Origin of the sequence: Streptomyces sp. NBC_00057 (assembly GCF_045041165.1) — a bacterium.
Classification (GTDB): Bacteria; Actinomycetota; Actinomycetes; order Streptomycetales; family Streptomycetaceae; genus Streptomyces.
In genome coordinates this window covers 3,547,090-3,573,702 of sequence record NZ_CP108256.1, presented here as the reverse complement: position 1 = coordinate 3,573,702, position 26,613 = coordinate 3,547,090, and the positions used below count along the sequence as shown (strand labels likewise).

At 70.5% G+C, this 26,613-nt stretch carries 27 protein-coding genes and 1 pseudogene; 15 read left to right on the top strand and 13 right to left on the bottom strand.

Annotated features, from left to right (window positions below):
* Positions 1-187: 187 nt before the first annotated feature.
* Together OG953_RS16465 and OG953_RS16460 are read right to left on the bottom strand one after the other, a co-directional pair.
* Positions 188-1,012, bottom strand: coding sequence for a purine-nucleoside phosphorylase (locus OG953_RS16465; protein WP_189275284.1), 825 nt, complete (start codon positions 1,010-1,012; stop codon positions 188-190).
* 102 nt (positions 1,013-1,114) lie between these two features.
* Positions 1,115-1,552, bottom strand: coding sequence for a gamma-glutamylcyclotransferase (locus tag OG953_RS16460; protein ID WP_405685044.1), 438 nt, complete (start codon positions 1,550-1,552; stop codon positions 1,115-1,117).
* Between the two features lie 260 nt (positions 1,553-1,812).
* Between OG953_RS16460 and OG953_RS16455 the strand changes: the two genes are divergently transcribed.
* Both OG953_RS16455 and OG953_RS16450 read left to right on the top strand, forming a co-directional pair.
* On the top strand, positions 1,813-3,252 hold the full coding sequence (locus OG953_RS16455; RefSeq protein WP_405685043.1) for an NAD(P)H-quinone dehydrogenase: 1,440 nt from the start codon (positions 1,813-1,815) through the stop codon (positions 3,250-3,252).
* A 186-nt stretch (positions 3,253-3,438) separates the two neighbouring features.
* Positions 3,439-4,413, top strand: a complete 975-nt coding sequence (locus OG953_RS16450; protein ID WP_114246276.1) for a DeoR/GlpR family DNA-binding transcription regulator — start codon at positions 3,439-3,441, stop codon at positions 4,411-4,413.
* A gap of 141 nt (positions 4,414-4,554) precedes the next feature.
* Here OG953_RS16450 and OG953_RS16445 read toward each other — a convergent pair whose 3' ends face one another.
* Both OG953_RS16445 and OG953_RS16440 read right to left on the bottom strand, forming a co-directional pair.
* Positions 4,555-5,154, bottom strand: a complete 600-nt coding sequence (locus OG953_RS16445) for a TetR/AcrR family transcriptional regulator (protein ID WP_405685042.1) — start codon at positions 5,152-5,154, stop codon at positions 4,555-4,557.
* A gap of 674 nt (positions 5,155-5,828) precedes the next feature.
* Positions 5,829-7,583: an acetyl/propionyl/methylcrotonyl-CoA carboxylase subunit alpha gene (locus OG953_RS16440; protein WP_405685040.1), complete on the bottom strand. Its 1,755-nt coding sequence runs from the start codon at positions 7,581-7,583 to the stop codon at positions 5,829-5,831.
* Positions 7,584-7,994: 411 nt separating this feature from the next.
* Between OG953_RS16440 and OG953_RS16435 the strand changes: the two genes are divergently transcribed.
* Positions 7,995-8,447 carry a hypothetical protein gene (locus OG953_RS16435; protein ID WP_405685039.1) on the top strand — a complete coding sequence of 151 codons (453 nt, stop codon included), beginning with the start codon at positions 7,995-7,997 and terminating at the stop codon, positions 8,445-8,447.
* A 17-nt stretch (positions 8,448-8,464) separates the two neighbouring features.
* Here OG953_RS16435 and OG953_RS16430 read toward each other — a convergent pair whose 3' ends face one another.
* From OG953_RS16430 to OG953_RS16415, 4 genes are all read right to left on the bottom strand, one after another.
* Positions 8,465-9,076: a nucleoside triphosphate pyrophosphatase gene (locus OG953_RS16430; RefSeq protein WP_383966643.1), complete on the bottom strand. Its 612-nt coding sequence runs from the start codon at positions 9,074-9,076 to the stop codon at positions 8,465-8,467.
* 102 nt (positions 9,077-9,178) lie between these two features.
* Positions 9,179-9,307 (bottom strand): morphogenic membrane protein MmpB, encoded by a 129-nt coding sequence (mmpB, locus tag OG953_RS16425; protein WP_093900106.1) that lies wholly within the window; start codon positions 9,305-9,307, stop codon positions 9,179-9,181.
* Positions 9,308-9,463: 156 nt separating this feature from the next.
* Entirely contained in the window at positions 9,464-9,673 is a 210-nt protein-coding gene (locus OG953_RS16420) for an acyl-CoA carboxylase epsilon subunit (RefSeq protein WP_114246280.1), read from the bottom strand.
* 14 nt (positions 9,674-9,687) lie between these two features.
* On the bottom strand, positions 9,688-11,280 hold the full coding sequence (locus OG953_RS16415; protein ID WP_405685038.1) for an acyl-CoA carboxylase subunit beta: 1,593 nt from the start codon (positions 11,278-11,280) through the stop codon (positions 9,688-9,690).
* A 133-nt stretch (positions 11,281-11,413) separates the two neighbouring features.
* Here OG953_RS16415 and OG953_RS16410 point away from each other — a divergent pair, with 133 nt between their 5' ends.
* From OG953_RS16410 to hutH, 5 genes are all read left to right on the top strand, one after another.
* Positions 11,414-12,319, top strand: coding sequence for a biotin--[acetyl-CoA-carboxylase] ligase (locus OG953_RS16410; RefSeq protein ID WP_405685036.1), 906 nt, complete (start codon positions 11,414-11,416; stop codon positions 12,317-12,319).
* Between the two features lie 345 nt (positions 12,320-12,664).
* Positions 12,665-13,837: an adenylate/guanylate cyclase domain-containing protein gene (locus OG953_RS16405; protein ID WP_405685035.1), complete on the top strand. Its 1,173-nt coding sequence runs from the start codon at positions 12,665-12,667 to the stop codon at positions 13,835-13,837.
* Positions 13,838-13,912: 75 nt separating this feature from the next.
* A complete protein-coding gene (locus OG953_RS16400) occupies positions 13,913-14,725 on the top strand; it encodes an enoyl-CoA hydratase/isomerase family protein (protein ID WP_383075548.1) in 813 nt (270 codons plus the stop codon).
* 85 nt (positions 14,726-14,810) lie between these two features.
* Entirely contained in the window at positions 14,811-15,980 is a 1,170-nt protein-coding gene (locus tag OG953_RS16395) for a diguanylate cyclase domain-containing protein (protein WP_405685034.1), read from the top strand.
* 78 nt (positions 15,981-16,058) lie between these two features.
* Positions 16,059-17,609 carry a histidine ammonia-lyase gene (hutH, locus tag OG953_RS16390; protein ID WP_405685033.1) on the top strand — a complete coding sequence of 517 codons (1,551 nt, stop codon included), beginning with the start codon at positions 16,059-16,061 and terminating at the stop codon, positions 17,607-17,609.
* A 13-nt stretch (positions 17,610-17,622) separates the two neighbouring features.
* Here hutH and OG953_RS16385 read toward each other — a convergent pair whose 3' ends face one another.
* Entirely contained in the window at positions 17,623-17,910 is a 288-nt protein-coding gene (locus OG953_RS16385) for a hypothetical protein (protein ID WP_405685031.1), read from the bottom strand.
* Between the two features lie 108 nt (positions 17,911-18,018).
* On the opposite strand from OG953_RS16385, the gene OG953_RS16380 reads away from it, so the two are divergent.
* Together OG953_RS16380 and OG953_RS16375 are read left to right on the top strand one after the other, a co-directional pair.
* Positions 18,019-18,432 carry a hypothetical protein gene (locus tag OG953_RS16380; protein WP_405685030.1) on the top strand — a complete coding sequence of 138 codons (414 nt, stop codon included), beginning with the start codon at positions 18,019-18,021 and terminating at the stop codon, positions 18,430-18,432.
* Positions 18,433-18,666: 234 nt separating this feature from the next.
* The gene (locus OG953_RS16375) at positions 18,667-19,920 is read left to right on the top strand and encodes an Ig-like domain-containing protein (RefSeq protein ID WP_405685029.1); all 1,254 of its coding nucleotides are present in this window, start codon (positions 18,667-18,669) and stop codon (positions 19,918-19,920) included.
* A gap of 135 nt (positions 19,921-20,055) precedes the next feature.
* On the opposite strand, the gene OG953_RS16370 is transcribed toward OG953_RS16375, so the two are convergent.
* Positions 20,056-20,502 (bottom strand): RDD family protein, encoded by a 447-nt coding sequence (locus tag OG953_RS16370; protein WP_405691863.1) that lies wholly within the window; start codon positions 20,500-20,502, stop codon positions 20,056-20,058.
* 260 nt (positions 20,503-20,762) lie between these two features.
* On the opposite strand from OG953_RS16370, the gene OG953_RS16365 reads away from it, so the two are divergent.
* The 4 genes and pseudogenes from OG953_RS16365 (at position 20,763) to gdhA (ending at position 23,553) form a co-directional block, all read left to right on the top strand.
* Positions 20,763-21,275 (top strand): hypothetical protein, encoded by a 513-nt coding sequence (locus OG953_RS16365; protein WP_405685027.1) that lies wholly within the window; start codon positions 20,763-20,765, stop codon positions 21,273-21,275.
* 89 nt (positions 21,276-21,364) lie between these two features.
* Positions 21,365-21,511: pseudogene (locus OG953_RS16360) on the top strand (RNA-guided endonuclease TnpB family protein); the annotation flags it as partial.
* A gap of 330 nt (positions 21,512-21,841) precedes the next feature.
* The gene (locus OG953_RS16355) at positions 21,842-22,012 is read left to right on the top strand and encodes a hypothetical protein (RefSeq protein ID WP_405685025.1); all 171 of its coding nucleotides are present in this window, start codon (positions 21,842-21,844) and stop codon (positions 22,010-22,012) included.
* Between the two features lie 203 nt (positions 22,013-22,215).
* A complete protein-coding gene (gene gdhA / locus OG953_RS16350; RefSeq protein WP_405685024.1) occupies positions 22,216-23,553 on the top strand; it encodes an NADP-specific glutamate dehydrogenase in 1,338 nt (445 codons plus the stop codon).
* Between the two features lie 59 nt (positions 23,554-23,612).
* Here the strand turns inward: gdhA and OG953_RS16345 are convergent, their stop codons facing one another.
* Positions 23,613-23,966, bottom strand: a complete 354-nt coding sequence (locus OG953_RS16345; RefSeq protein WP_405685023.1) for a YrdB family protein — start codon at positions 23,964-23,966, stop codon at positions 23,613-23,615.
* Between the two features lie 511 nt (positions 23,967-24,477).
* Here OG953_RS16345 and OG953_RS16340 point away from each other — a divergent pair.
* The gene (locus tag OG953_RS16340) at positions 24,478-24,621 is read left to right on the top strand and encodes a hypothetical protein (protein WP_405685022.1); all 144 of its coding nucleotides are present in this window, start codon (positions 24,478-24,480) and stop codon (positions 24,619-24,621) included.
* Positions 24,622-24,682: 61 nt separating this feature from the next.
* Here OG953_RS16340 and msrA read toward each other — a convergent pair whose 3' ends face one another.
* Both msrA and OG953_RS16330 read right to left on the bottom strand, forming a co-directional pair.
* Positions 24,683-25,354: a peptide-methionine (S)-S-oxide reductase MsrA gene (msrA, locus tag OG953_RS16335; RefSeq protein WP_405685021.1), complete on the bottom strand. Its 672-nt coding sequence runs from the start codon at positions 25,352-25,354 to the stop codon at positions 24,683-24,685.
* Positions 25,355-25,441: 87 nt separating this feature from the next.
* Positions 25,442-26,578 (bottom strand): hypothetical protein, encoded by a 1,137-nt coding sequence (locus OG953_RS16330; protein ID WP_405685020.1) that lies wholly within the window; start codon positions 26,576-26,578, stop codon positions 25,442-25,444.
* Between the last annotated feature and the right edge of the window lie 35 nt (positions 26,579-26,613).

Sequence of the window (26,613 nt, the reverse complement as noted above, 5' to 3'; positions counted from 1 at the left end):
GGGGCGCTGCCCCCGGACCCCCGCTCCTCAATCGCCGGAGGGGCTCACTTTTCGGCCTCGCCGGCGTTTGAGGCGCGGGGCCTGGGGCGGAGCCCCAGTTCAGGAAGGGAAGGGGCGGGGCGGGGAACAGGCCGCCGCAGGCGCCACGCCCACCGGGAACCCGCACCCCGCGGCCCTCACCCCCGGCTCAGATCCGCTCAAGCACCCGTGCCAGCAACGCCCCCATCCGCGTAGCGGAATCCCGCCCCGCCTGCAGCACCTCTTCATGGTTGAGCGGCTCCCCGCTCAGCCCCGCCGCCAGGTTCGTGACCAGCGAAATGCCCAGCACCTCGGCCCCCGCCTCCCGTGCGGCGATCGCCTCCAGCACGGTGGACATGCCGACCAGGTCGCCGCCCATGACACGGACCATGTTGATCTCGGCCGGGGTCTCGTAGTGCGGACCGGGGAACTGCACGTACACACCCTCTTCGAGGGTCTCGTCGACCTCCTTGCACAGCGCGCGCAGCCGCGGCGAGTACAGGTCGGTCAGGTCGACGAAGTTGGCGCCGATGATGGGGGACGCCGCGGTCAGGTTGATGTGGTCGCTGATCAGGACCGGCTGCCCGGGGCGCATGCCCTCGCGCAGACCGCCGCAGCCGTTCGTCAGGACGACGGTCTTGCAGCCGGCGGCGACGGCGGTCCGGACCCCGTGCGCGACGGCGGCGACGCCGCGGCCCTCGTAGAAGTGCGTGCGGCCGAGGAAGACCAGGGCGCGCTTCTCGCCGATCCGGTACGAGCGGATCGTGCCGCCGTGCCCCTGCACGGCGGGCGCCGGGAAACCGGGCAGGTCGGTCACCGGGAACTCGGCCTCCGGAGTGCCGAGCGCATCGCCCGCAGGTGCCCAGCCGGAACCCATCACGAGCGCGACGTCGTGGGTCTCGGCGCCGGTCAGCTCGCGCAGGCGGGCGGCGGCGTCGGCGGCGGCGGCGTGCGGGTCGCCCTGGATGTTGTCCGGAATAACTGATGCGTTCACGCGGATGAGGGTAGCCGGTGATTCCCTACGCGCGTAGATGCCCATGTGCAGAGTCTGCGCACGCTTCCTCGTGCATGCACACAAAAGCGCTGGTCCAGCGGGTCAGCAGGGACGCTTGCGCAGTTCCATCACATAGTCGTGCGGCGCGCCCGCGGACTCCGCGGCGTCCGCGATCTCGCCCAGATAGCGGGCGGACGGCAGCCCGCCCTCGTACCCATTCAGCACATACATCCAGGCCGGCTCCTCGCCGTCCAGGGTGTGCACACGCACCCGCATCCGCCGGTAGATGTCGAGGCCGACGCCCTCCCACCGGTCCATGGAGTCCTCGTCCATCGATGCCAGGTCGTACAGCGCCACGAAGATCTGGGAACGGGGGGCCTCCACCACCGTGGCGAGCGCGCCCTCCCAGCCCATCTGCTCCCCGCCGAAGGTCAGCCGCCAGCCGTTGAGCCAGCCGGTGCCGCGCAGCGGGGAATGCGGTGCGCGGCGCGTCATCAGCCGCGCGTCGAGGTTGCCGGCGTACGCGGCGTAGAGCGACATGGGGTCGAGGGTACGGGAGGCGGTGGGCGGAACGTCGATTCCTGCGAGGAAGACCCCTTACGGGGTTCCGTACGGCGTTCCGCTTGCAGTCCCGCAACCCCGTTGCCCACGCCCCGGCGCACGTATGGAGGGCCCCGGGGCGAAGCACCTTGGCGCGTGCGGGACAATGAAGTACGTACTGCATTCCCCGGGGCGACCCCCCGGACCCCCGGCCGGGGCAGCAGACGGCCGCGGGATGACACACGCGAGGCGGACTTTTCGTGACCCGGATCGTGATCATCGGCGGCGGACCCGGCGGGTACGAGGCGGCGTTGGTGGGCGCCCAGCTCGGCGCGGAGGTGACCGTCGTCGACTGCGACGGCCTCGGCGGCGCGTCCGTGCTCACCGACTGCGTGCCTTCGAAGACCCTGATCGCGACGGCAGAGGTGATGACCACCTTCGACTCTTCGTACGAGGAGTTGGGCATCATCGTCGCCGACGACACGCCGCACATCGAGCAGGCGGCGCGGGTGGTCGGCGTCGACCTCGGCAAGGTCAACCGACGGGTGAAGCGCCTGGCGCTCGCCCAGTCCCACGACATCACCGCCGCCGTCACCCGTGCGGGGGCCCGGGTGATGCGTGGCCGCGGGCGTCTGGAAGGCCTCCAGGCCGCCGACGGCTCCCGCACGGTCGTCGTGACCGCGGCCGACGGTACGGAGGAGAGGCTCACCGCCGACGCCGTGCTGATTGCGACCGGCGGCCACCCCCGGGAGATCCCGGACGCGCTCCCCGACGGCGAGCGCATCCTGAACTGGACCCAGGTCTACGACCTCGACGAGCTCCCCGAGGAGCTCATCGTGGTCGGCTCCGGTGTCACCGGTGCCGAGTTCGCCGGCGCCTACCAGGCACTCGGTTCCCGCGTCACGCTCGTCTCGTCCCGCGACCGGGTGCTGCCGGGCGAGGACCCGGACGCGGCCGCCGTGCTGGAGGACGTCTTCCGGCGCCGCGGCATGAACGTCATGGCGCGCTCGCGCGCCCAGGCGGCGAAGCGGGTCGGCGACCGGGTCGAGGTCACCCTCGCCGACGGCCGGGTCATCTCCGGTTCGCACTGCCTGATGGCGGTCGGCGCGATCCCGAACAGCGCGGGCATGGGCCTGGAGGAGGCCGGGGTCAGGCTCAAGGAGTCCGGCCACATCTGGACCGACAAGGTCTCCCGCACCAGCGCCCCCGGTGTGTACGCGGCCGGTGACGTCACCGGGATCTTCGCCCTCGCCTCGGTCGCCGCCATGCAGGGCCGGATCGCGATGTACCACTTCCTCGGTGACGCGGTGGCCCCGCTGAACCTGAAGACGGTCTCCTCGAACGTCTTCACCGACCCCGAGATCGCCACCGTCGGCTACAGCCAGGCCGACGTCGACTCCGGCAGGATCGACGCCCGGGTGGTCAAACTGCCGCTGCTGCGCAACCCGCGCGCCAAGATGCAGGGCATCCGCGACGGCTTCGTCAAGATCTTCTGCCGACCCGGCACCGGCATCGTGGTCGGCGGTTGTGTCGTCGCGCCGCGGGCGAGCGAGTTGATCCACCCCATCTCGATCGCGGTCGACAACAATCTGACGGTGGAACAGATCGCAAACGCTTTCACTGTGTATCCGTCCCTGTCGGGATCGATCGCGGAAGTGGCCCGTCAGTTGCACACCCGTAAGCTCGCAGGCGAGGCGTAGGCGCCGCCGGGAATCCGGCAATCCCCGACAACTCCTGGCAACTCAGGCGGTCGGGTGACCGTCTGACGATCAGTACGAAACAACAACGGCGCCACCTATACCACTTGGCGGCCCCTTGTATGTACAGCTTCTGTTAATCGGCGCAAACTGCTGAAAACGCTCAGGCGTCACGTTACTGTCAGTTTCGTGTTCGCTGCAGAACGTCGTCAATTGATCCTCGAAATGGTGCGTGCCAACGGGGCGGTATCGCTCCGTGAGCTCGCCCGCGTCGTCCAGACCTCCGAAGTGACCGTACGGCGGGACGTGCGGGCGCTGGAGGCAGAAGGGCTCCTCGACCGCCGGCACGGCGGTGCGGTTTTGCCGGGCGGTTTTACGCGGGAGTCCGGCTTTCCGCAGAAATCCCATCTCGCCACCGCCGAGAAGACGGCCATCGCCGACCTGGCCGCCGGTCTCGTCGAAGAGGGTGAGGCCATCGTCGTCGGTGCCGGCACGACCACGCAGGAGCTGGCCCGCCGGCTCGCGCGGATCCCCGGTCTGACCGTCGTCACCAACTCGCTGCTGGTCGCCCAGGCGTTGGCCCATGCCAACCGGGTGGAAGTGGTGATGACCGGCGGTACCTTGCGCGGCTCCAACTACGCCCTGGTGGGCAGTGGGGCCGAGCAGTCCCTCCAGGGGCTGCGGGTCTCGCGAGCGTTCCTCTCCGGGAGCGGGCTCACCGCGGAACGCGGCCTCTCCACGTCCAACATGCTCTCCGCGAGTGTGGACCGGGCCCTGGTGCAGGCCGCGGCGGAGGTGGTGGTCCTGGCGGACCACACCAAGCTCGGCTCCGACACCATGTTCCAGACGGTGCCGACGGATCTCATCACCCGTCTGGTGACGGACGAACCGCCCGGCCACGACGACCGTGCCGCCACCGAACTGCAGGCCCTGGCCGACCAGGGGGTGCAGATCGCGGTGGCCGGTGCCGGAAGCGGCCCCGCACCGGCCGAGGCCCTGCCGCCGGGCCGCCAGGCCCGCCGCGACATGCCCCTGCCCGGGCAGCGCCGTACGCGCGGGGGTGGTCCCGGGGGGCCCGGCCCGCAGCCGCTACGGAGCGCTGCGGTACTGGCGGAACAGGGGCAGGGGGACCGCGCGAGGGTGGCGGATCTGCGGCGCCGGTAGGGGGCGGCGGTCACTTTCCCCGACCCGCCCCTTCCCGGACCGGAGCCCCGGTCCGGGAAGGGGCGGGTCGGGGAACAGGCCCCGCGCAGCGGACCGGCAGTGCCCACGGCCACCCGCGCCCGCCACACGCACCCGCACCTCTCAAACCCCCTCCGCGTTCGGCCCCTTCAGTCCCTGCAAGGTCAGCATCAGCAGCCGCCCCGCCAACTCCGGATCATCCGGCGACTGCTCCGCAGCCAGCGCGATCGCGTTCGTCAGTTGCATCAGGTCGTCGATGGACACATCCGCCCGCACGGCCCCACTCCCCTGCGCCCGCGCCAGCAGCACCGCCCCCGCCTCGCGCAGCGGCACATTGCACTGCGAAAGTGCCGAAGTCTCGTCCCGCGACGTGGACATGAGCGCCTGGGCGAGGCCGCGGTACTCACCCGCATGAGTGATGATCGCGCCCAGCCACTCCACCAGGCCCCCGCACGGCTGCTCCACCCCCGCGAGTTCGCGGGAACGGGTGATCAGTGAGGTGAGGGCCTCCTGGAAGACGGCGCTCATCAGCGCGTGCCGGTTCGGGAAGTGCCGGTACAGCGTGCCGATCCCCACGCCCGCACGTCGCGCGATGTCCTCCAGGGACGCGTCGGTGCCGTGTTCCGCGAAGGCGGTACGGGCCTCACCCAGCAGCCGGTCGTAATTGCGGCGCGCGTCGGCACGCATGGGCCGGGCCGGCGTCTGTGCCGTGCTCATCGCCATTGCGCAGTCCTCCCTTTTTCCGCCCCAGGGTCCAGGATGCCATTGCATATCCGGAGGGTGTCTCCGTATCGTTTCGGCGCCATGCCGCAATCAGCGACAGACACCACGAAGAACACCGACGCCGACACCGCGTTACCGCACCGCCCCGTCTTCGCCATCGCGCTGCCCGACATAGGCAAGGAACTCGGCTTCAGCCCCGCCGGAGCTCGCTTCGACACCCAGTACTTCCAACTGGGCCGCGACTACAGCCCGTTGCGCACCGGGCTCGCCTTCCTGCCGCTCGCGGTCGGCATCTTCGCCTCGTCCATGCCCCCTGCCAGGGCGCTCGCCCGCTACGGTCTGCGGCGCACCGCGGGCGGTGGTCCGGTCCTCGCCGCCCCGGAATCCTTCTGCAGAGCGTGCTCTCCACGGACAGCGGCTACTGGACGGCGCCGGCGGGGCCGCGGTCCGGGCGGCGGATCTGCAAGGGCCGGACGGGATGCTCGAGGGCTACGCGACCGGGCTGCTCGCCGGGGCCGGCTTCCTGGAGCCGATCCTGATCCTGCTGCTCGCCACGAGGACGGCCGCAGCGCCACCTGCCGGGGAGTGACGCACGCCGCCGAACGACCGGCCGGGGCCCCCGCCGAGTCGAGCGACTCGGCAGGGGCCCCGGCAGAACGTCGGGTACCGCTCGATCAGTCCTTGATCTCGCAGATCACGGCGCCGGAGGAGACCGAGCTGCCGACCTCGGCGGCGAGTCCCTTGATGGTGCCGGCGCGGTGCGCGTTCAGCGGCTGCTCCATCTTCATGGCCTCCAGGACGACGATGAGGTCGCCCTCGTTGACCTGCTGGCCCTCCTCGACGGCGATCTTGACGATGGTGCCCTGCATCGGGGACGCCAGAGTGTCGCCGGAGACCGCGGAGCCGCTCTTCTTCGCCGCGCGGCGCTTGGGCTTGGCACCCGCCGCGAGCCCGGTACGGGCCAGGCTCATGCCCAGCGACGAGGGCAGCGAGACCTCAAGACGCTTGCCGCCGACCTCGACGACGACGGTCTCGCGACCGGTCTCCTCCTCCGCCTCCACATCGGCGGTGGCGGTGAAGGGCTTGATTTCGTTGACGAACTCGGTCTCGATCCACCGGGTGTGGACCTGGAACGGGTCGCTGGTGAAAGCCGGGTCGGCGACGACCGCACGGTGGAACGGAATGGCGGTGGCCATGCCCTCGACATTGAACTCGGCCAGCGCGCGCGCCGCCCGCTGCAGTGCCTGCTCACGGGTCGCACCGGTCACGATGAGCTTCGCCAGGAGCGAGTCCCAGGCGGGGCCGATGACGGAACCGGACTCCACGCCCGCGTCGAGGCGGACACCGGGGCCGGTCGGCGGGGCGAACGTGGTCACCGTGCCGGGGGCGGGCAGGAAGCCGCGGCCCGGGTCCTCGCCGTTGATCCGGAACTCGAAGGAGTGCCCGCGCACGGCCGGGTCGCCGTAGCCGAGCTCCTCGCCGTCGGCGATGCGGAACATCTCGCGTACGAGGTCGAGGCCGGTGACCTCCTCGGTGACCGGGTGCTCGACCTGGAGGCGGGTGTTGACCTCCAGGAACGAGATGGTGCCGTCCGTGCCGACGAGGAACTCCACGGTGCCGGCGCCGACGTAACCGGCCTCCTTGAGGATGGCCTTCGACGCCGCGTACAGCTCCGCGTTCTGAGCCTCGGAGAGGAACGGCGCGGGGGCTTCCTCGACCAGCTTCTGGTGGCGGCGCTGGAGCGAGCAGTCACGGGTGGAGACCACGACCACGTTGCCGTGGGTGTCGGCCAGGCACTGCGTCTCGACGTGGCGCGGCCGGTCGAGGTAACGCTCCACGAAGCACTCGCCGCGGCCGAACGCCGCGACGGCCTCACGGACCGCGGAGTCGTACAGCTCCGGGATCTCCTCCAGCGTGCGCGCCACCTTCAGCCCGCGACCGCCGCCGCCGAAGGCGGCCTTGATCGCGATCGGCAGCCCGTGCTGCTTCGCGAACGTCACGACCTCGGCGGAGCCCGACACCGGGTCGGGCGTACCGGCCACCAGCGGGGCGCCGGCGCGCTGTGCGATGTGTCGGGCGGCGACCTTGTCGCCGAGGTCCCGGATCGCCTGCGGCGGCGGGCCGATCCAGGTCAGACCCGCGTCGATGACGGCCTGGGCGAATTCGGCGTTCTCCGACAGGAAGCCGTATCCCGGGTGGATCGCGTCCGCCCCGGAGTCCTTGGCAGCCTGGAGCACCTTGGCCATGTCCAGGTAGCTGGCGGCCGGGGTGTCACCGCCCAGAGCGAATGCCTCGTCGGCCGCACGTACATGCAGAGCGTCGCGGTCCGGGTCGGCGTAGACGGCCACGCTCCCGATCCCGGCATCCCGGCATGCCCGAGCAACGCGGACAGCGATTTCGCCACGGTTGGCGATGAGCACCTTGCGCACGATGGCTCCCTCCTTGAAACAAGCTGAGTTTAGGGACTACCGACACGGCCCTACGACCCGTCCCCATTGGTGAGCTTGCCCACACGGAGTGTGATTCGAGGCTTGCTCAAGTCGCGAAATCCCTTGTGGCACCACGGTACGCCGGGATTCATGACCGCACAGTAGCCACGAGGTGTGGTCCAGGTCTCTGTTAGTGCAACCAGCTGCGCCCGGTGTTTCTTTGTCGAGTCCCCACTAATGGGCGAACGATTCTTTGCCCGACGCACTAGAGGCGCGACAAGGGGGGCGCGGGGAAAGCGCACGGGTGCGCCTCGGAGGTACGGGGTGAGAGCGAAGGCCGTCCGGGCCCTTGTCCGGAGCGTTACCCGTTAGTAGGGTCCGCGCTGTCGCACGTACTGCAGGTAACAGGGGGTGAGTACCGTGGTGCGCAGACCGGTGGCGTTCGTGACCGCGATCGTGCTGTTCGTGGAGGCCGTGGGCATCGTGGTCATCAACGGCATCCTGGCGACGGTCGTCAAGAACCAGGACATGTCACTGGCCGGGCTGGAATCCGCAGCCATGTCCAACGGCACATGGGCGATGGGCGGCGCCTTCGGCCTGTATCTGCTGCTGTGCGGGCTGGTCCTCCTGCTGGCCGGCATCCGCGACCGGGCCCCAGGCCGCATCGGCCGTATCGCCCTCATCACCTGCGCCGTGGTGCACGGAGTGCTGGGTGCGCTGACGGTGGGGCTGGTCGGCTGGGCCGCTTTCGCGTGTCTGACGGTGGTGCTCGGGCTGATCGTGCTGACGCTGGTGGCGTACGGTCCCGAAGCGGCCGACCGGTCGACGGACGACGCCGAACCCAGCGCTCCGGCCACGGCCTGACGCAGAACGGGTCCGGCTCAGACCCACAGCTCGGTCACGGAGATCCCCAGCTCGCCCAGCAGCCGGCGCAGCAGCGGCAGCGAGAGCCCGATGACATTGCCGTGGTCGCCCTCGATGGAGTCGACGAACGGCGCCGAACGGCCGTCCAGCGTGAAGGCGCCCGCCACGTGGAGCGGCTCGCCCGAGGCCACGTAGGCGGCGATCTCGGCGTCCGTCGGTTCGCCGAAGCGGACGGTCGTGGAGGCGGTCGCCGAGGCCGTACGTCCGGTCGCGGTGTCGATCACGCTGTGGCCTGTCTGCAGTACACCGGCCCGGCCGCGCATGGACTTCCAGCGGGCTATGGCCTCCTCGCTGTCGGCCGGCTTGCCGAGCGCCTCGCCGTCGAGTTCGAGCACCGAGTCGCACCCGATGACCAGGGCACCCGCCGCCTCCGGCCGGCCGGCCACCGCGGCGGCCTTGGCCTCGGCGAGAACGAGCGCCAGCTCGGCCGGCGTCGGGGCGCTCAGCGCGTCCTCGTCCACCCCGCTGACGATCACCTCGGGCGCGAATCCGGCCTGCCGCAGAAGGCCGAGACGGGCGGGGGAGGCGGAGGCGAGCACGAGACGGCGCTGATCAGTCATACGCGCCATCGTAGAAGGGGCGAGCCGGCATCCGGCCCGCCCGGGCAGATTTCAGCCCGCCCGGCGTTCGAGGACCGGGGTCCGGGGCGGAGCCGGAGCCCACCGCACCCCTCACCGCGTCCCGAGCACGAACATCGCGACCACCATCGCGAGCGCAAGCACCAGCCCCGCGCGCCGCATCATGTCCTGGGCGTCGCGCAGTTCCTTCGGCGGCTTGTTCTCCGGGTCGGACCACAGCATGGGACCGATCCTGCTGCGGGGGCGGATGCCGCGCCTGAGTACAGGTACTCAGCCGCTCTGGTGCGTACGGACCAGAGCGCGCCCGGACGCACCGGAGGCCCGGACCCCAAAGGGGCCCGGACCTCCGAAAACGTGCGCGAACAGGTACTCCTGCGACTACCCGGGCCAGTACGTCCGCGCCCAGGCCCGCGGCCCCGGCAGACGGCGCTCGCGCCGGGCGATACGCCCCGGGTCGGACCACTGGCCGGGCAGCGCCGGCGCGCCGGACGACGCATCGGACGCCGTCGCCGCGGCACGCGCCCGGACCACCGCCAGTGCGGCAGCCAGCTCCTCAGGGGTCGGGTTGCCCCGTACGACCTTGATCATGGCCAGGACCCTTTCTAGAGGGGGATGTTGCCGTGCTTCTTCGGGGGCAGCGACTCCCGCTTCGTACGCAGCTGCCGCAGCCCCTTCACGATGTGGGCGCGGGTCTCGGACGGCATGATCACCGCGTCGACGTAGCCGCGCTCGGCCGCCACGTACGGGTTGAGCAGCGTGTCCTCGTAGTCGGCGATCAGCTCGGCGCGCGTTGCTTCTGCCTCGTCGGGGTCCGTGACGGCGGCGATCGTGCGGCGGTGCAGGATGTTCACGGCGCCCTGTGCGCCCATCACGGCGATCTGCGCGGTCGGCCAGGCGACGTTGATGTCGGCGCCGAGGTGCTTGGAGCCCATGACGTCGTACGCGCCGCCGAAGGCCTTGCGGGTGATCACCGTGATCAGTGGGACGGTCGCTTCCGCATAGGCGTAGATCAGCTTGGCGCCGCGGCGGATGATGCCGCCGTACTCCTGGTCGACGCCGGGCAGGAAGCCGGGGACGTCGACGAAGGTCAGGACGGGCACGTTGAAGGCGTCGCAGGTGCGGACGAACCGTGCCGCCTTCTCGCTCGCGTTGATGTCCAGGCAGCCGGCGAACTGCATCGGCTGGTTGGCGACGATGCCGACCGGGTAGCCCTCGACACGCCCGAAGCCGGTGATGATGTTCGGCGCGAACAGGGACTGGGTCTCCAGGAATTCGCCGTCGTCCAGCACGTGCTCGATGGCGGTGTGCATGTCGTACGGCTGGTTCGCCGAGTCCGGGATGAGGGTGTCGAGCTCGCGGTCCTCGTCGGTGGTGGCGAGGACCGCCTCCTCCGGGAAGGCCGGTGCTTCGGAGAGGTTGTTCGAAGGGAGGTACGACAGCAGCGACTTGACGTACTCGATGGCGTCCTTCTCGTCGCCGGCCATGTGATGCGCCACACCCGAAGTGGTGTTGTGGGTGCGGGCTCCGCCGAGTTCCTCGAAGCCGACGTCCTCGCCGGTGACGGTCTTGATGACGTCGGGGCCGGTGATGAACATGTGCGAGGTCTGGTCGACCATGACGGTGAAGTCGGTGATCGCGGGGGAGTAGACCGCTCCGCCCGCGCACGGTCCGAAGATCAGCGAGATCTGCGGGACGACGCCCGAGGCGTGCACATTGCGGCGGAAGATCTCGGCGAACAGGCCGAGCGCGACCACACCCTCCTGGATGCGGGCGCCGCCGCCGTCGTTGATGCCGATGACCGGGCAGCCGGTCTTCAGCGCGAAGTCCATCACCTTGACGATTTTCTCACCGTAGACCTCGCCGAGCGAGCCGCCGAAGATGGTGAAGTCCTGCGAATACACGCAGACGGGGCGGCCGTCGACCGTGCCGTAGCCGGTGACGACGCCGTCTCCGTAGGGGCGGTTCTTCTCGATGCCGAAGTTGGTGGAGCGGTGCCGGGCGAATTCGTCGAGCTCCACGAAGGAACCCTCGTCGAGCAGCAGGTCGATCCGCTCGCGGGCGGTCAACTTGCCCTTCGCGTGCTGCTTCTCGACCGCGCGCTCGGAGCCCGCGTGCGTTGCTTCGTCGATACGGCGCTGCAGGTCCGCGATCTTGCCCGCGGTGGTGTGGATGTCGATCTCTTCCGGCTCGGACATCGGGTGGCGGCTCCCTGCCTGGTCACGGGGACGACTGTGCTGCTGATCAGGTACTGAACACCTACTGATCCGTAGGGTATCGGCGTGGATACGGTTCGGCAGTGCGTCGTTTGCCACACCTAGTCTGGCTTGCATGACACCTTCGGATGCGCCTCACAGCCGCTGGTCGGATCTGGACCGACCGCCCCTGAACGTCCCCGCGCTGCGCCGCGGGCTGCTGCGGCCGGGCGGGCTGTGGACCTCGCTCGACGTCGTGGAGACCACCGGGTCCACCAACTCCGACCTTGCCCGGCGCGCGGCCGAGGGGCTCGCCGAAGGCGCCGTGCTGGTCGCCGAGGAACAGACCGCGGGCCGCGGCCGCCTCGACCGCACCTGGACGGCTCCGGCCCGTTCGGGCCTGTTCTTCTCCGTCTTCGTGACGCCGGGTGACGTCCCCGTTCAGCGGTGGGGCTGGCTGCCGCTGCTCACGGGCGTCGCGACGGCGACGGGTCTGGCTCGCGCGGCAGGCGTCGACACGGCACTGAAGTGGCCCAACGACCTCCTCGTGACTATCCCCAAGGACTCCGACAAGCTCCGTCCAGGGGAGACCCCACTGGGCGAGGAACGCAAGGCGGGCGGCATCCTGGCCGAGCGAGCCGGGAACGGAGTCGTCGTGGGCATCGGCCTCAATGTCTCCCTGCGCACCGACGAACTCCCCGTCCCCACGGCCGCCTCGCTGGCCCTGGCCGGAGCGGTCTCCACCGACCGCGAGACGCTGCTGCGGGGCGTACTGCGCTCGCTGGAGCACTGGTACGGCCAGTGGCGCGCGGCGGACGGCGACGCGGCGGCGAGCGGCCTGCAGGAGGCGTACGCGGCGGGCTGCGCGACGCTCGGCCGGACGGTACGTGCCCAGCTGCCCGGAGACCGCACGCTCACCGGCGAGGCCGTGGCGATCGACGGCGACGGCCGACTGATCCTGTCCACCGACGACGGCCTCCAGGAACCCGTATCGGCGGGCGACATCGTGCACCTGCGGGGCGTCGGCGGCGGCCTGACCTGAGGGCGACGGTGCGGTCGAAGCCCGCTACGGCGTGCGCGCCCTTGGCTCAGCCCCCGGCCCCACCCGGACACGTACCGGGGGCATGAGCCCTTGCCCTGCTGGAAAGCCCCCACCGGCCGCAACCACCCACGCCCCCGGCCCACCCAGGAACATTCCGGGAAGACTTCATGAGCCCTTGCCCTCCTGGAAACCCCCCACCGGCCGCAACCACCCACGCCCCCGGCCCACCCAGGAACATTCCGGGAAGACCTAGCGACGTGAGCCACGGCACACCTGCCGTATCGTTGAGGCGATCCACCGACAGATCGGCAGGGCAGTGCGCAGGGAACGGGCAGGAGGCGGCTGGTGACCGTCGACGACACGACCTCCGGCGCGGGCGCGGAGCCCCCGTCGGACCCCTCGGTCCACCCGACACCGCATCACGAAGTCGACCATACGGCGGAACCGACCGACGATCCCCTCGCGATCCGGCTGGAACAGCTGATCCTGGGCGCCGACCGGCGCTACACGCCGTTCCAGGCGGCTCGTACCGCCGGCGTCTCGATGGACCTGGCCTCCCGGTTCTGGCGGGCCATGGGCTTCGCCGACATCGGGCAGGCCAGGGCGCTCACCGAGGCCGATGTGCTGGCGCTGCGCCGGCTCGCCGGTCTCGTCGAGGCGGGGTTGCTCAGCGAGCCGATGGCGATCCAGGTGGCCCGGTCCACCGGGCAGACCACCGCCCGGCTGGCGGAGTGGCAGATCGATTCCTTCCTGGAGGGGCTGACCGAGCCGCCCGAGCCCGGCATGACCCGGACCGAGGTCACGTATCCGCTGGTCGAGCTGCTCCTCCCGGAGCTGGAGGAGTTCCTGGTGTACGTGTGGCGGCGCCAGCTCGCCGCCGCCACCGGCCGGGTCGTGCAGGCCGCCGACGACGAGGAAATGGTCGACCGACGCCTGGCCGTCGGCTTCGCCGACCTCGTCGGGTTCACCCGGCTGACCCGGCGGCTGGAGGAGGAGGAGCTCGGCGAGCTGGTCGAGGCGTTCGAGACCACCTGCGCCGACCTGGTCGCCGCCCACGGCGGCCGGCTCATCAAGACCCTCGGCGACGAGGTCCTCTACGCCGCAGACGACGCAGGCACCGCGGCCGAGATCGCGCTGCGCCTGATCGAGGCGATGACCCAGGACGAGACCATGCCCGCGCTGCGCGTCGGCATCGCTTTCGGCACGGTCACCACCCGAATGGGCGATGTCTTCGGTACGACGGTGAACCTCGCCAGCCGGCTGACCTCGATAGCGCCGAAGGACGCCGTGCTGGTGGACGGGGCGTTCGCGGAGGAGCTGATCCGTACCGGCGACGCTCCGTCCTCCGAGGCGCAGGCGGCGGAGGAGGCCGCGGTGGCCGAGAAGGAGCGCCAGACCGGCGTGGAGTCGACGTCCGTGCCCAGGTACCGCTACGGGCTGCAGCCGATGTGGCAGCGCCCGGTGCGCGGCCTCGGCGTCGTGGAGCCCTGGCTGCTGGCGCGCCGGGGCACGTCCTGACAACACCCCGGACCGCTGATCGCGGCGCCCCATAGGATCCCCCTGGTAACGATCGTTAACCGGAGGGGTGCAGTCATGACCGTCACGTCCGAGCAGCGGTTCGGGGAATTTGTCGTCGTACGGGTCCACGAGGGGCAGGAACACGTCGCCGAGCTGGTCCTCGACCGGCCCAAGGCGATGAATGCCGTGTCCACGGACATGGCCCGCTCGATCGCCGCCGCCTGCGCCGCGCTCGCCGCCGACCCGGGCGTACGGGTCACCGTCCTCACCTCCAGCCATGAGCGGGCCTTCTGTGTGGGCGCGGACCTGAAGGAGCGCAATTCCTTCACCGACGCCGAGCTGCTGCGCCAGCGCCCCACCGCCCGCGCTGCGTACACCGGCGTACTCGAACTGCCGATGCCGACGATTGCGGCCGTGCACGGCTTCGCGCTCGGCGGCGGATTCGAGCTGGCTCTGTCCTGCGATCTGATCGTCGCCGACCGCACGGCGGTGGTGGGCCTGCCCGAGGTGTCGGTCGGTGTCATTCCGGGTGGTGGCGGTACGCAGTTGCTGCCGCGGCGGATCGGTGCGGCGCGCGCCGCCGAGCTGGTCTTCACGGCCCGGCGGGTGGAGGCGGCCGAGGCCCGTGATTCGGGGCTGGTCGACGAGCTGGTGGAGGCGGGACGGGACCGCGAGGCCGCGCTGGCGCTCGCGGGCCGGATCGCCGCCAACTCCCCGGTGGGGTTGCGGGCCGCCAAGCGGGCGCTGCGGCTCGGGCACGGCCTCGATCTCCGGGCCGGACTCGAAGTCGAGGACGCCGCCTGGCGGTCGGTGGCCTTCTCCGGCGACCGGGCCGAGGGTGTGGCCGCGTTCAACGAGAAGAGGAAGCCGAACTGGCCCGGCGAGTGATGTTGTGTATGTGCAAGGACGCGCAGCGAACATTGCCGACGCCCCAAGCTGATCAAATCAACACAAAACTACATAAGCTGTAGCGATGGGTGGTGATGATGCGCGGCTGCGGGCCGTGGTTTCGCTTGCGCAGACGATGGCGGCGGCACACACCCCGCGGGGGTCGTGGCGAGCGGCTGCGCTGGGGGCGTGCGAGGCCTTGGGCGGCAGTTTCGCCGCGCTCTCCGTCTGGGAGCGCGGGCGCGGGCGGCTGCGCGTGCTGGTCAACGCGGGCGAACGGGCCGAAGGGGAGGAGGAGTTCCCCGAGGAGGAGACGTACCCGGTGCACCAGTTCCCGGAGATCACCGAGTTCCTGCACGAACGGTGGGCCGGGGGCGGTGAGCCGGACGCCTGGGTCGAGACCGCCGACGGCCCGGTGGGCGGCATGCAGGGCGGGGGTGCGGGGGCGCGGGGGTACGGGCATGTGTACTGCCACGAGCGGATGGCCGCCCTGCGCCGCCGCAGGCGCGGCTGCTGCGTGGTGGCGCCGATCGTGCTGCACGGGCGGGCCTGGGGCGAGCTGTATGTGGCCCGCCCGGTGGGGGAGCCGGTGTTCGGGCGGGAGGACGCGGACTTCGCGACCGTGCTGGCTGCCGTCGTCGCTGCCGGCATCGCCCAGACCGAGCGGCTGGAAGAGGTCCGCAAGCTCGCCTTCACCGATCAGCTCACCGGGCTGGCCAACCGCCGCGCAGTCGACGTGCGGCTCGACGAGGCGGTGGAGCAGCATCGGACGGACGGGGCAGTGGTCAGCCTGGTCGTCTGCGACCTCAACGGTCTGAAGCGGGTCAACGACACCCATGGCCATGCGGTCGGCGACCGTCTGCTGGAACGTTTCGGCTCGGTGCTGTCCCGCTGTGGTGCCATGCTGCCCGGTGCGCTCGCGGCCCGGCTCGGCGGCGATGAGTTCTGCCTGCTCGCGGTGGGCCCCGAGGCGGACGACGTGATCCGGGTGGCCACCGAACTCTGCGAACGGGCAGCCGAGTTGGAGCTCGGTGACGGGGTGGCGTGCGGGATTGCGTCGACCGGTGATCCGATCGGCCCGGTGGTGTCGGCGCGGCGGCTGTTCCGGCTGGCGGACGCAGCCCAGTACCGGGCGAAGGCGGCCCGCTCCACGAAGCCGGTGGTGGCGGGGCGCGACGGCGAGGTGATCCGGCTGGCCGACTTGCCGCCGAAGTCCCCGCACGACCGCCGCCACCTGCGCGGCAGTCGGCCCTGACCGTGTGACCGGATCGGTAAGGGGCCAACCGTACGACCACTAGTGACATGAAGGGATTCAATCCGTACGCTTCTGAATATGGATATGCATACAGTCGTGGTGGGGACGTCCGGTACCACCGCCCAGGACGTCATCGCCGTGGCCCGCGGCAACGCTCGTGTCGAGCTCTCCGCGGCCGCCGTGAGCGCACTCGCCGCCGCCCGCGAGATCGTGGACGCGCTCGCCGCCAAGCCCGAGCCGGTCTACGGCGTCTCCACCGGCTTCGGGGCGCTGGCCAGCCGGCACATCAGCCAGGATCTGCGCGCACAGCTCCAGCGCAACATCGTCCGCTCGCACGCCGCCGGCATGGGCCCGCGGGTCGAGCGCGAAGTCGTCCGCGCCCTGATGTTCCTGCGACTGAAGACGGTCGCCTCCGGGCACACCGGCGTACGGCCCGAGGTCGCGCAGACCATGGCCGACGTCCTCAACGCGGGCATCACCCCCGTCGTCCACGAGTACGGCTCGCTCGGCTGCTCCGGCGACCTGGCTCCGCTCTCCCACTGCGCCCTGACGCTGATGGGCGAGGGCGACGCGGAGGGCCCCGACGGCACCGTGCGCCCCGCCGGTGAGTTGCTCGCCGCCCATGGCATCACCCCGGTCGAGCTGCGTGAGAAGGAGGGCCTCGCCCTCCTCAACGGCACCGACGGAATGCTCGGCATGCTCGTCATGGCCCTGGCCGACCTGAAGAGGCTCTACACCTCCGCCGACATCACCGCCGCCCTCTCCCTGGAGGCGCTGCTCGGCACGGACAAGGTGCTCGCCCCGGAACTGCACGCCATCCGCCCGCATCCGGGCCAGGGCGTCAGTGCCGACAACATGCTGCGGGTGCTGGCCGGATCGGGCCTCACCGGCCACCATCAGGACGACGCGCCCCGTGTCCAGGACGCCTACTCCGTGCGCTGCGCGCCCCAGGTCAACGGCGCCGGACGCGACACCCTCGACTACGCCGGGATCGTCGCGGACCGAGAGCTGGCCTCCGCCGTGGACAACCCCGTCGTGCTGCCCGACGGCCGGGTCGAGTCCAACGGGAACTTCCACGGCGCCCCCGTCGCGTACGTGCTCGACTTCCTGGCGATCGTCGCGGCCGACCTCGGTTCGATCACCGAGCGTCGCACCGACCGGCTGCTGGACAAGAGCCGTTCGCACGGGCTGCCGCCGTTCCTCGCCGACGACGCGGGTGTGGACTCGGGCCTGATGATCGCCCAGTACACCCAGGCCGCCCTGGTCAGCGAGATGAAGCGGCTCGCCGTCCCCGCGTCGGCCGACTCGATCCCCTCCTCCGCGATGCAGGAGGACCACGTCTCCATGGGCTGGTCGGCCGCGCGCAAGCTGCGCACCGCCGTCGACAACCTCGCCCGGATCGTCGCCGTCGAGCTGTACGCGGCGACCCGCGCCATCGAACTGCGCGCCGCCCAGGGCCTCACTCCCGCGCCGGCCTCGCAGGCCGCCATCGAGGCGCTGCGCGCGGCAGGCGTCGAGGGCCCGGGACCGGACCGCTTCCTGTCTCCGGACCTGGCCGCGGCGGACGCGTTCGTACGCGCCGGGAAGCTGGTTGCGGCGGTCGAGCCGGTGACCGGACCGCTGGCGTAGGTCCGGCAGGGGGTCAGACGGACAGGGCGTCGGCGCGGCGTACCGAGTAGGTGACGAACGCTGCGCCGATGCCCAGGAACGCCGTGCCGCCGATCAGATACGGGGTGTTGTCGACCCCGGTCCCGGTGTCGGCGAGCCTCGGACCGGCCGCGGTGTCCACGGCGGCGGTGACCTGTCGGCTCCGTGCGCCCGGCGTGCCGGCCGAATCGTCCGTCGCGTTGGCGGACGGGACGAACCACAGGGCGGCCAGCAACGTGCCCGCAGCGGTGGCGGTCAGGAGCGGGCGGCGAGCGATGGCCACGGAATCGATCCCCCTTGTCACAGCCGTGAGTTAGGCCTGTACGCCGATGCTAGTAAAAGCAGCGGGTCGCAGGAAAGTCGCGAGGGCGGGGAGCTTACGCTCCGGCACATGAGCACTTCTGAGACATCACGGTTTGTTCGACTTCAGGTCGAAATGGTGCTGGAGATCACGGACCCCGCCGCCCTCAGCGGTACCGCACTGGAGTCCATCGCCGCCGAGTACGGGGAGCCCGGCGGTGAGTCCGCCGAGGAACGCATGCAGGCCGAGGCGGCCGTACGGGAGGACGGAGCGGAGGCCCTCGCTTCCCTCGTCGATCCGTTCGACCTGGTCAGCGGGGTGCCGGGGGTCGAGCTCACCCAGGCGTCCTGGAGCAGCGAGATCGTCGACTACGACCCGGACGACCCGGGCGGCTGGGACCTCGACGACGAGGACGACGAGGGGGGCGACGGCGACGTCCTGCACAATGGTGAGGACGACGGCGAGCACAGCGGCGTGAGCGGCGGTGCGGAGCGGCGGATCTAGCAGGCGGTGAGCCACGGGCCCGGCCCGCTTTCCGCGGACCGGGGCCGTCGTGCGTACCGGCCGTATATACGCGACCGGCACCGGGAACCACCGCCGACGCGGATGCGTCGATGAGTGTTGTTCCCCACATCCCTCTTGGATGTGGAACGGAAGACCCCTTCCATGGGTTCTAGGAACATTGACGGGTTACGCCGGTCGGCGGCTCTGCTCGGGGTTTTTGGGGATTAGGCAACGATGGAGAAACGTGTGATGACGGACAGCAAGCGGCGCAAGGGCCTGATGGCCGCGTCCGCACTGCTCGGTGGCGTTCTGGTGCTCACTGCCTGCAACGACAACGGCGCGAGCGCCGAGGGCTCGAAGAATTCGCAGGCGGCCGAGGTCGACAAGGCAGCCGCCCAGGACGCGTCGGAGGCGCAGATCACGATCTCGCCGAAGAACGGTGCGACCAACGCGAGCATCAACAACGACGCCAAGGTCACCGTCACCAAGGGCACGCTGTCCCAGGTCGCCATGACCACGTCGGCCGGTGCGACCGTCAAGGGCACGCTCGCCACCGACGGCAAGAGCTGGAAGCCGGACGTCCAGCTGGAGCGCTCGACCACGTACAAGATCAGCGCGACGGCCAAGGACTCCAAGGGCCGCGAGGCGCACGAGAACTCCTCGTTCACCACCGTGTCGCCCGCCAACAGCTTCATAGGCAACTTCACGCCCGAGGACGGCTCCACCGTCGGCGTCGGCATGCCGGTCTCGATCAACTTCAACAAGCCGATCACGGACAAGAAGGCCGTCCAGGACGCAATCACCGTGACGTCCAGCAGCGGTCAGGAAGTCGTCGGCCACTGGTTCAACTCGCAACGTCTCGACCTGCGCCCCGAGCAGTACTGGCAGGGCGGCTCCACCGTCACGATGAAGCTGGCGCTGGACGGCGTCGAGGGCGCGGACGGCGTCTTCGGCGTGCAGCAGAAGACGGTCACCTTCAAGGTCGGCCGCAACCAGGTCTCGACGGTCGACGCCAACGCGAAGACGATGACCGTCACCCAGAACGGCAAGACGATCAAGACCATCCCGATCTCCGCCGGCTCCCCTGAAAACCCCACGTACAACGGGCAGATGGTGATCTCCGAGAAGTTCAAGGAGACCCGGATGGACGGCGCGACGGTCGGCTTCACCGACGGCGACGGCAAGGGCGAGTACGACATCAAGGACGTGCCGCACGCCATGCGGCTGTCCACCTCGGGCACCTTCATCCACGGCAACTACTGGGGCGCGCCGTTCGGCAGCGCCAACACCAGCCACGGCTGCGTCGGCCTCGCCGACGTGAAGGGCGCGAACGACCCCAACCAGCCGGCCGCCTGGTTCTACAACAACTCCCTCGTCGGCGACGTGGTCATCGTCAAGAACTCCCCGGACAGGACCATCACCCCCGACAACGGCCTCAACGGCTGGAACATGAGCTGGGACCAGTGGACGGCGGGCTCCCAGGCCTGACCCGCAGGCACCTCTCCCCTCCCCGAAGTCCCGAATCCCGTACGGAGGCGGCGGCACCCGGATCCCCTCGGATCCGCGGCGCCGCCGCCTTCGGCGTTCGCCCGGTACGTCTGTCGGCGGTGGCGCGGCCCGGCCTCAGCGGTGTCCGGCTGCGGCGTTCCGGTGGGCGATCAGGTCGCTGTGGCGGACCTGGCGCAGGCCCACCGGATCGTCGCGCCCGCTGCTCCAGAAGGCGCTGAGGGAGAGGGCGCCGGGGCCCGCTAGGCACGAGCGCAGGGCGTACCAGGGTTGCAGCGGCAGCCGGCACAGTCCGTACAACCAGCGCCGCACCAACCGGCAGGGCCCCGGGCGCCCGGCGTCGGGCAGTTCGATCACCCGTATCCCCATGATCAGCTTGCCCGCGCCGCCCCCGGCGATCGCGGTGAGGACCACCTGGTTGAGGAACGAGAGCGCGAGCGTCGGGCCGAGCAGCAGACCGACGGTCCCGGGAATGGCGGCCGTGTCCACGTGCGGCCGGGCCAGTAAGCCGCCGGTGACCAGGCAGAGGTAGCAGTCGAGGCCGACGGCGAGATAGCGACGCATGTCGCCCACACGCGGTGGGATTCGGGGCGCGACGCGCTGCCCGGGGACGGGCGGGAGAGCCGGATGGGCGTACGGCCCGGCGGGTCCCGGATGCCCCGGTCCGGGCGGTGTGCGGACGGCCGGTAGGGCCGGCCCGGAACAGCTTCGGTTACGTCTGTGCCCCGGCGACGTGGTCATGACGGCATCATGTCCGATTGCCCGTCACCGTGTGCCCGGGACCGCTCTCCTGCTGCCCCGTACGCCGCATTAATCTCGCAGTCATGACCGCCGCCGTCACCGCCATGATCACCGCAGTAGTCGGGGTGCTCGGCACCCTCTTCTCCCCGGTGCTCGCACAGCGCCTGACCGTACGCCAGCGCGCCGAAGAGGCCCGACTGGCCGGTGAGCAGCGGAAGTTCGAAGAGCGACGTGCCCAGTACACGGCCATGAACCGGGCCTCCAGGCAGTTCCACACACTCCTCAAGGACGCCCTGCACCGCATCCGCGACGACGTCTACACCGAGCAGGAACGTGCCCAGCTCGAAGAGGCCCGCCTCGACCACCGCGACCGCTACGCCGAGGCTCAGATGATCGTCCCCGAACGAATACTGGAGGCATCCCGCGACCTCAACCGGGTCCTTGCCGCAGGTGACGCCGCCATCAAACGCCTGGACCGGGGCCTCGCCCGTGACGGCGAAAGCGTCGAACGGGCCCTGGAGGACCTGAGAGCGGCCGACCCCTGCCTCGACACGATGCGGGAACTGATGCGTCAGGACCTCGGCGTCACCGACTGAACCGTCCCGGAGGTGCGGAGCGCCGGAGTGCTCTGCGGTCTCAGTGGCGCCAGCTATGTTGATCGGACTGACCGAAGGGGGGTGGCTGGGTGATTCGTGCGTACAAGTTCCTCATGCGGCCCACCGTCCGGCAGGGCCGGGCGCTCGGTGAGATGCTGCGAGATCACTCCTCGCTCTGCAACGGCGCATTGCAGGAACGGCGTGATGCCTACCGTCATGTATCGAAGACGAGCATCACCGGCGCGTTGGTGGCGAGGCCGGAGCGGGTGAAGTCGCCCGCGGGCGATCGGTTGTCCGATCGGATCGCGATCGGGGTGGTGACGCTCGGACCCGGCGGGCCGAGCAGCGCAGCCGACTGCTGACTTCCCCGGGGTGGTCGACTTCGTGTCGGCGGAGGTTGTACGCGATGCCGGGACGCGAACCCCACCTCGCAAGCCCTGACGGGACCGTTCGAACCGCACGGTGGTTCAGCTGGCTACACCACGGATGTGGGGGACCGGTCCCTCGTGACGACGGATACGTGCCGGGAGAATGGATCCATCACCCGACAACGGAAGGCAAAGCCCATGAAAGCACTGCTCTGGATCGTGCTCTGCGCGGCGATCGCCGCGAATGTCTCCCTGAACTTCCTCATGGACGACAGCGGTCTGCACATCGCGCTGAGCGTCGTCTCCGGCGTGGTCGTCCTCGCGTCCGGGGCGGGGCTGTGGATGCTGCGCCGCCCGGCGGAGTCGTAGACCCGGCTCAGAATACGGACGCGGTGAACGATTTTCCGGGGCCATGGGGACAATCGATATGCCACAACGGTTCTGTACGTCGCTTTCGTGAGCCGCAGAGCGTGCGATGTCTGGGCGACGCCCTCAATGGGGAGGGGGACCGCTGGTGCCCCGGGACGGGGCACCCACGCGCGCGATGCCGACCCACGGAAGGTATGACCCACATGAGTGTCATCGAGCCGCTGTATGCGGAAATTCTCCGCCGCAACCAGGGCGAGAAGGAATTCCATCAGGCGGTACAGGAGGTCCTGGAGACCCTCGGCCCGGTCCTCGAACAGCGGCCCGAGTTCGTGGACGCCCGGATCATCGAGCGCATCTGCGAGCCGGAGCGCCAGCTCATCTTCCGGGTGCCGTGGTCCGACGACTCCGGCGACATCCATGTGAACCGCGGCTTCCGGGTCGAGTTCAGCAGCTCGCTCGGACCGTACAAGGGAGGGCTGCGCTTCCACCCCTCGGTCAACCTCGGCATCGTGAAGTTCCTCGGCTTCGAGCAGATCTTCAAGAACGCGCTCACCGGCATGCCCATCGGCGGCGGCAAGGGCGGCGCCGACTTCGACCCGAAGGGCCGCTCCGACGCCGAGATCATGCGGTTCTGCCAGTCGTTCATGACCGAGCTCCACCGTCACCTCGGCGAGTACACCGATGTCCCCGCCGGTGACATCGGTGTCGGCGGCCGCGAGATCGGCTACCTGTTCGGCCAGTACAAGCGGATCACCAACCGTTACGAGTCCGGTGTCCTCACCGGAAAGGGCCTGGGCTGGGGCGGTGCCCAGGCGCGCACCGAGGCGACCGGGTACGGCTGTGTGCTCTTCACCGCCGAGATGCTCCGCAGCCGCGGCGAGTCCCTCGACGGGCAGCGCGTCGCCGTGTCGGGCTCGGGCAATGTTGCGATCTACGCGATCGAGAAGGCCCAGCAGCTCGGCGCGACCGTGGTGACCTGCTCCGACTCCAACGGGTACGTCGTGGACGAGAAGGGCATCGACCTCGCCCTGCTCAAGGAGATCAAGGAGGCCGGCCGCGGCCGGGTCTCCGACTACGCGGAGCGCCGCGGCGAACACGTCAAGTTCGTCCCCGGCGCCGGCCTCTGGAACGTTCCCTGCGATGTGGCCCTGCCTTGCGCCACGCAGAACGAACTGCACGAGGCCGACGCCCTGGCCCTCGTACGCAACGGCGTGAAGGCGGTCGCCGAGGGCGCCAACATGCCCACCACCCCGGAGGCCGTACGCATCCTCCAGGACGCGGGCGTCGCCTTCGCCCCCGGCAAGGCGGCCAACGCGGGCGGCGTGGCCACCAGCGCCCTGGAGATGCAGCAGAACGCCTCACGCGACTCCTGGACGTTCGCCCACACCGAGGAGCGGCTCGCGGAGATCATGCGCCACATCCACGACTCCTGCTACACGACCGCGGAGCGCTACGGCAGCCCGGGCAACTACGTGGTGGGCGCCAACATCGCCGGCTTCGAACTGGTCGCGGACGCGATGCTCGCCCAGGGGCTCATCTGATCCGGCCGATCCGACGTGACACCGGCCCGGCCGCCTTCCGCGGCCGGGCCGGTGTCACGTCAGGCAGCCGGCGCTCCGCGCTGCGGTGTGCGGCGCCGAAGGGTCTGGGCCAGGGCCGTGTTCACGACCACGACGACGCCGAAGAACACCGCTGCCACCGGATGCCCCACCGCGTGCACCGCGTACACGCCACCACCGAGCACCACCGCCTTGACCAGCAGAACTCCCGCGAGAGGCGGCCGGAAGCGGGCGCGAGGGGCGGCGAACATCCCCCAGAGCATGATGGCCACCGCCGGGGTTCCCAGCCCCAGCACCAGCTGAGCAGCCGCACCGTCCCCGGTGGTGAAACCCCACCAGGCCAGAGCAGCCAGCGCCACCAACTCGACGATGAACGCGAGAAGTTCGTTGGCCATGAACCAGGGCCGGCCGGCCCGGGGCGGCAGGAGTGCTGCGGCCTTCGCTCGCCATCGGTGGGGAACTCCTCTTCGTGCGATGGTCGCTCTCTGCCGGAAACGGTGACCGGCCGGGGCGAGGTGACCAACCTTTCCTCATGCCGGACCCCTTGACCGCGCGTACCGGGGAAATGGACGGGACGGTGATCCCGCGTCCCGCCTCGCGCAGACGTATCCGTACGCGCACGGCCCTCATCGTCATGGGCCTCGCCGCGGTCACCGGTACGGCCCCGACGCGAGCTTCCTCACCGCACGCACCCGGACCGGCCCCCGCACGATCGACCTGCACGCCCTGCGGTCCGTACGCACCTGGAAAGAGGTCCATCGAGGGGGCGCCACGACGTATCTCGTAGTCACCGACACCGACGCGTCCGGCACGAGGCTGAGCTTCACCGGCGCCGAGGCCGACCGCCTCATCCGCCGGTACGCCGTCGAGCGCGCCCGTCGGACCCCGGACGCGCAGCCGATACGGATGACCAGACTCGCCTCGGCGGACCGGGGCATCCGGCCGCTCACACGGCTGCTGTCGGGTCTGCGTTCCCTGCTCGCCCTGGAACGGCTCGTGGTCCTGGTCATCGGTCCGATGATGATCTCGGCGGCCATCGTGTCCCGCTGAGAGTCCGGGCCCGACAGCGCCTTGATGAGGCGCTGTCGGAGGGTGGGTGAGTACGCCGCTGTCAGTCGCCGGACGGCGCCGGTGCCACACCGATCGGGCAGGACACACCCGTCCCGCCGATCCCGCAGTAACCCGCCGGGTTCTTGTCCAGGTACTGCTGGTGGTATGCCTCCGCGGGCCAGAACGTGCGGCCCTCCGCCGGGAGGATCTCCGTGGTGATCTCGCCGTAGCCGGAGCCCGTGAGGACCCTCTGGTACGCCTCGCGGGAGGCTGTCACGGCTGCCGCCTGCTCGGGGGAGTGGGTGTAGATCGCCGAGCGGTACTGCGTACCCACGTCATTGCCCTGGCGGAAGCCCTGCGTCGGGTCGTGCGACTCCCAGAAGCGCTTCAGCAGCTCGGCGTACGAGACGATCTTCGGGTCGAAGACGACGCGGACCGCTTCCGTGTGCCCCGTCAGGCCCGAGCAGACCTCTTCGTACGCGGGGTTCTCCGTGTAGCCGCCCTGGTAGCCGACGAGCGTCGTCCAGACGCCGTCCGTCTGCCAGAATGTGCGCTCGGCGCCCCAGAAACAGCCCAGCGCGAAGTCCGCGACCTCCAGACCCTCCGGGTACGGGCCCAGCAGCGGATTGCCGAGGACCGTGTGGCGGGACGGGACGGTGAATTCGGGGGTGGGGCGGCCCTTCAGGGCCTCCTCCGGGGTGGGGAGCTGCGGGGTGCGGCGGTGCAGGAACATGCGGGGGCTCCTCCGGGTGTGGGTGTGCAGTCCCTACAACGCAGCGGGGGCGCCGCGGATTCCGGCGCCCCCGCTGCGTCGCACCGGTCAGTTCCCGCCCGCCGCCAAGACCTGTGCGGCGCTGAAGTCGCGGGCTTGGACGTAGCGCTTCTTCGGGTCCCCGGAGTACGTCCACGGGGCGCTGTCGATATGGCCGTCGACCGCACGGAACTGCTCCACGGCTTCCTCGTACCGGTCCTGCCAGTACAGCAGCCAGGCGAGCAGGTGGCGGACATGGACGATCCGCCGGTCCCCGGGGGCGGCCTCCGCGGCGGCCGCCACGTCGATCAGGCAGGCGTCGACCGCGGCGATCAGCTCGGGGCTCTTGTAGAACACGTCCGGATCCACGTCCTGCTCCGCCGTCTCCTGTTCGAACGCGGCGTAGAGCGGGAGGAAGGAGAGCAGCCGGCCGGGGGCGCCCTTCGCGGCCGCCTCGCGCGCGAAACGCTCGGCCAGCTCGTGCGAGCCGCGCCACTTGCGGCACCAGTACTGGAGCGCCGAGGTGTGAGCCGCGAGGTGGTGTGCGTCGCGCTTCTCGATCTCGGCCCACAGGGCGCGGAAGTCGTCGTGCCCGTAGCCGAGGCCCAGGGCGCAGGAGATCTCGGCGATGTACGGGCACGGGTCGTCGCCCGCCAGTTCCTGGGCCTCGTGGCAGGCCACCCGGGCCTGGGCCATCATCCGGTGGAAGCCGGCGAACTGCTCCTGCGTGGTGTACTTCGCCTGCTTCGCACCGCGGATGTCCGCGGCCACGCTGATCAGCGCGCCCGCGTGCACGAGGGCGGCGCCCCCGTCCTTCGGCTGCGCGGTGCGCCAGGCCAGCAGCCAGGTGTCGTCGGCCGCGGCCTCGTCCTGGAGGACGCCGGCACGCCGGTAGCGTTCCTGCCAGTCCCGGCCCGCGCCCGCGAGGAAGTCGGCGCCCGCCTGCCAGTTCCCGGCCCGGACTGTGGCGCGTACCTCCTCGTCGTGCGGGTCGGGGGCGGCGGCGTGTGCGGTGTCGAGCGCGTCGGCCGGGACGAAGCCGAGCTCCGCGGCGGCCCTCGCCGGGTCGGACTTCCGGCTCCGGCGCTTGCGGGACGCCGAGGGGGCGGCGCCGGAGGCGTCGTCGGGCGACGCCGTGTTCTTCCGCGCCTTCAGCCAGACGTAGACGCAGAACGCGATCGCCAGCAGGGGTATCAGTCGTGCCACAGGGTGTACCGGTCCAATCCGGGAAGGTGCAGGGA

Coding starts and splice junctions, on each gene's coding strand:
- OG953_RS16460 (WP_405685044.1), bottom strand. CDS start 1,552: ATGTCGCTCTACGCCGCGTACGCCGGCAACCTCGACGCGCGGCTGATG.
- OG953_RS16445 (WP_405685042.1), bottom strand. CDS start 5,154: ATGGCGATGAGCACGGCACAGACGCCGGCCCGGCCCATGCGTGCCGAC.
- OG953_RS16430 (WP_383966643.1), bottom strand. CDS start 9,076: ATGGCGCGTATGACTGATCAGCGCCGTCTCGTGCTCGCCTCCGCCTCC.
- mmpB (WP_093900106.1), bottom strand. CDS start 9,307: ATGCTGTGGTCCGACCCGGAGAACAAGCCGCCGAAGGAACTGCGCGAC.
- OG953_RS16420 (WP_114246280.1), bottom strand. CDS start 9,673: ATGATCAAGGTCGTACGGGGCAACCCGACCCCTGAGGAGCTGGCTGCC.
- OG953_RS16415 (WP_405685038.1), bottom strand. CDS start 11,280: ATGTCCGAGCCGGAAGAGATCGACATCCACACCACCGCGGGCAAGATC.
- OG953_RS16410 (WP_405685036.1), top strand. CDS start 11,414: ATGACACCTTCGGATGCGCCTCACAGCCGCTGGTCGGATCTGGACCGA.
- OG953_RS16400 (WP_383075548.1), top strand. CDS start 13,913: ATGACCGTCACGTCCGAGCAGCGGTTCGGGGAATTTGTCGTCGTACGG.
- OG953_RS16395 (WP_405685034.1), top strand. CDS start 14,811: ATGGGTGGTGATGATGCGCGGCTGCGGGCCGTGGTTTCGCTTGCGCAG.
- hutH (WP_405685033.1), top strand. CDS start 16,059: ATGGATATGCATACAGTCGTGGTGGGGACGTCCGGTACCACCGCCCAG.
- OG953_RS16380 (WP_405685030.1), top strand. CDS start 18,019: ATGAGCACTTCTGAGACATCACGGTTTGTTCGACTTCAGGTCGAAATG.
- OG953_RS16375 (WP_405685029.1), top strand. CDS start 18,667: ATGGAGAAACGTGTGATGACGGACAGCAAGCGGCGCAAGGGCCTGATG.
- OG953_RS16370 (WP_405691863.1), bottom strand. CDS start 20,502: ATGCGTCGCTATCTCGCCGTCGGCCTCGACTGCTACCTCTGCCTGGTC.
- OG953_RS16365 (WP_405685027.1), top strand. CDS start 20,763: ATGACCGCCGCCGTCACCGCCATGATCACCGCAGTAGTCGGGGTGCTC.
- OG953_RS16355 (WP_405685025.1), top strand. CDS start 21,842: ATGAAAGCACTGCTCTGGATCGTGCTCTGCGCGGCGATCGCCGCGAAT.
- gdhA (WP_405685024.1), top strand. CDS start 22,216: ATGAGTGTCATCGAGCCGCTGTATGCGGAAATTCTCCGCCGCAACCAG.
- OG953_RS16345 (WP_405685023.1), bottom strand. CDS start 23,966: ATGGCCAACGAACTTCTCGCGTTCATCGTCGAGTTGGTGGCGCTGGCT.
- OG953_RS16340 (WP_405685022.1), top strand. CDS start 24,478: ATGACCAGACTCGCCTCGGCGGACCGGGGCATCCGGCCGCTCACACGG.
- msrA (WP_405685021.1), bottom strand. CDS start 25,354: ATGTTCCTGCACCGCCGCACCCCGCAGCTCCCCACCCCGGAGGAGGCC.